This is a genomic window from Synechococcus sp. MU1655 (assembly GCF_023630655.1).
GTDB lineage: Bacteria > Cyanobacteriota > Cyanobacteriia > PCC-6307 > Cyanobiaceae > Synechococcus_C.
In genome coordinates, this window is the sequence record NZ_JAKUHK010000239.1 from 1 (window position 1) to 3,041 (window position 3,041).

The window sequence follows — 3,041 nt, forward strand, 5'->3', positions numbered from 1 at the left end:
CCTGGCCAGAGGCCTTGGGGTCCTGCCCATGGAGAGGCAGCTCGATGAGCTCAAAGGCTGGCTAGAGCAGATGGCATCACAGATTCCGGATCCGGATGGACTGACGCGTGAGCAGCGTGAGCAACAGCAAAAAGACCAGAACGAAGCGGTTTTGACGGTTTGAGCTCAAGCCCGCCCTGGAAAGATGAGAAAGTGCAACACAATTCGCAATCCTTCGTTACTATGTGGCGATACGGCGTGTTACCCAGTGGCTGAATTCATCGATCCAATTGCATCGGGAAGCTCCCTCAGCCTTCTAGGCAGTTTGGTTGGTGCAGCAGCACTGGGAATTTTCGCCATGTGGCAGAACGATACGGAAAACGATGACGACGACTCGTCTCCAGGTGGTGGCCTGATGCAACCCGTCGCTTAGGCCGAGCTTTGCTCACATTTAGTCATAAGAATCACCCTTTTGGGTGATTTTTTTTGTGTATTACTGTCCGACGCTGTGAGGTGCTCTCCGACGGCTGCCCATGCCAATCAAGCCGCTTGACTTCTTTAAAGAATGGCCATCGATTGCATGCTTCACCCCTGTGCTTCTTCTTCTCGCTGCAGCACCTGTTCATGCTCAATCTTGGGCAGCGGTTGATGCCTTGCGCAACAAACTCTCGTCTCATGGCGTGAGAGTGATTCAACGCAATTGCTCAACACGGGGATTGCAGGGGGCTTACCACCCGAAAAATGACACCTTGATTGTGTGTCGCACTCACCGCAATGCGGCAGAGGTTTGGAACACCCTGGCTCACGAAGCCACGCACAGAATGCAGCGCTGCGCCGGTGGATCGATCACTCTTCCCAGTCAACATCTCATGATGTCTCGCGTCTTGAGACGGGAAACGCCAGAGGAATGGAAGTCGATTAGGGCGTATCCCCGTAGTCAGCATCTCGCAGAACTTGAGGCTCGCTATACGGCGAAACTTCCTGCCAAAGATGTCATGAAGCTCTTCGATCGCTACTGCGGCTCAACCGTTCGCGTGTAAGCACATCTCCCCAACAAACGAATCACAACTGAACGATGAATAATCTTCTCCTGCAATTAGCGATCGCAGCCCTTGGGCAAATGTCTGGGGGTGGCCTGTCTCAAACCCCATTCAATATTCCATCTAGGCCCTTTCCCATCAGGCGCCAGGTTCAACCTGTGTATCCCACGCGCTCGTCTCAAGCCTCCAATCTTCAGGTTGCCACTTTGGCTACCACCACCTGTTTGATGCGTTCCGGTTCAATCGAGCGGGCAGAGGCACTGACTTTGTTGGAACGACAAGGCCAAACCTGGGGATGGCCTAGGACTTGGGGACAACGCATTCCGCTGAGCAGCTTGGACGATGCCATCCACTCTGCTGGTGGCTGCACTGCTCTCTTGCAGAGGGTCCGTGAAGCTGCTCCAGCCAGAACGGCCATTATTCCTGCAACACACCAAGGCCGCAGGTACGCAGAGAGTCGAAGCGAACGCGAAGGGTTTGGGTTGGCTCCCTATCGCTGAAGTGCTGACTGAAGGTTGGCGGCTCCTGGTTGATACGTTCTTTCCGCTTTTGGAGCCTGTAGCGCTTTGAGCAGGGTGGTTTCCGCTACGCGGTACTGCCCATCTTTGTTGGTCCCCAACTGTTCAATCGTGAGAGTTTTAATCTCCTTCTCACTCATCTCCACAGGAACATCCGGGCGGATGCCGTTTTTATGGATATCGGTGCCTTTGGGTGTGAGGTATTTCGCAATCGTGACGGTCATCCCAGATCCGTCAGAGAGTCCGCGCACGGATTGGACGAGCCCTTTACCAAAGGTTTTTTGGCCTACCAGAACCCCGCGTTCGTTGTCTTGAAGCGCTCCTGAAAGAATCTCGCTTGCGCTCGCGGAGCCCTCATTGACCAACACCACCACTGGACGGTCTGTTAAAGCATTTCCTGTGGCACGGCGGACGTCCTGAATGCCCTCACGGGTTTTTGTGCTGACAATCGTCCCTTCATCCAGCCATTGACGGGCAATGTCGACGCTGGCTTCGAGCAAGCCACCTGGGTTGCTGCGCAAATCAAGGACGTAACCCTGAGATCCTTGTTTTTCAAGGTCGCGAATCGCTGCTCGCATCTCTTTGGAGGCATTCGCGTTGAATTGCTTGAGGCGGATGTAGCCCACCTTGGTTCCGTTGGCACTGGTGTTGAGCTGACTGTCGACGGCCTGGATTTCAATGCGAGCCCGAATGAGGGGAACCTCAAGGATGGAGCCATTGCGGCGTAAGCCCAGGACGACGTCGCTTCCTTCCGTTCCACGAATGAGCTTCACCGCATCTTCCGTGGTCATTCCCTTGGTGGGTTGACCATCAATCGAAACGATGACGTCCTTGGGTTGGACCCCGGCTTTGGAGGCAGGTGTGCCTTCAATCGGCGACACCACCACAATCTCTTTGGTGTCTTTGTCTAATGAAATTTGAATGCCGACACCGGTTAATTCCCCCGACGTGTCAATTTGCATTTCCTTGAACTCTTTTGGGTCCAGGAATCGGGTGTAAGGGTCATCAAGACTCGCCAACATTCCTCGAATCGCTTCATAGGATTCCTCTGTTCCTGCATAAGACTTGGAGAGCAAATCCTTGCGAAGGATTGACCATTGATCGAGGTCATATCCGCCTGAAGAATCCAGGAAATCTCGATACACGATCTGCCAGACCTGATCAATCACCTCTTTCGGGCTATTGGTAATTGATGACGATGTCGTGCTTGGCAAACCCAAACCAGGATTTGCCACGACAACAGCCGCTGTAACAGCCCCTGCGCCTAGAGCTAAAAACCAGCTGTGACGTTGAGATCCTTTGGTGCCGAAATTTTTAGCGCTCATATCGTCCATGTGGACCTTTTAAGCACCCTAACGACATCAGTCGGGTTCAACCCAGCGGCCGTCGTCTTTGATGAGCTGAACCAAGGCTGCCACCCCCTCAGACTCGGGTACTTTTCGGATCTCATCGCGGTTGCGATACAGGGCGATCACCCCAGGCCCCTTGCCGACGTAACCGTAGT

Annotated in this window: 4 protein-coding genes and 1 pseudogene; 3 read left to right on the forward strand and 2 right to left on the reverse strand. The window is 53.8% G+C overall.

Features of this window, described 5'->3' with window-relative positions:
- The first annotated feature begins 247 nt into the window (after positions 1-247).
- The 3 genes from NCN04_RS09970 (at position 248) to NCN04_RS09980 (ending at position 1,519) form a co-directional block, all read left to right on the forward strand.
- Positions 248-412, forward strand: coding sequence for a hypothetical protein (locus NCN04_RS09970; protein ID WP_245407327.1), 165 nt, complete (start codon positions 248-250; stop codon positions 410-412).
- A gap of 100 nt (positions 413-512) precedes the next feature.
- Positions 513-1,019, forward strand: a complete 507-nt coding sequence (locus NCN04_RS09975) for a DUF8637 domain-containing protein (RefSeq protein ID WP_250395992.1) — start codon at positions 513-515, stop codon at positions 1,017-1,019.
- Between the two features lie 35 nt (positions 1,020-1,054).
- Positions 1,055-1,519 carry a hypothetical protein gene (locus NCN04_RS09980; RefSeq protein WP_250395993.1) on the forward strand — a complete coding sequence of 155 codons (465 nt, stop codon included), beginning with the start codon at positions 1,055-1,057 and terminating at the stop codon, positions 1,517-1,519.
- Here NCN04_RS09980 and NCN04_RS09985 read toward each other — a convergent pair.
- Complete coding sequence (locus tag NCN04_RS09985) at positions 1,510-2,862, reverse strand: S41 family peptidase (protein WP_048348189.1); 1,353 nt, start codon at positions 2,860-2,862, stop codon at positions 1,510-1,512. The genes NCN04_RS09980 and NCN04_RS09985 overlap by 10 nt on opposite strands.
- A 36-nt stretch (positions 2,863-2,898) precedes the next feature.
- Positions 2,899-3,041: pseudogene (locus NCN04_RS09990) on the reverse strand ((E)-4-hydroxy-3-methylbut-2-enyl-diphosphate synthase); the annotation flags it as partial.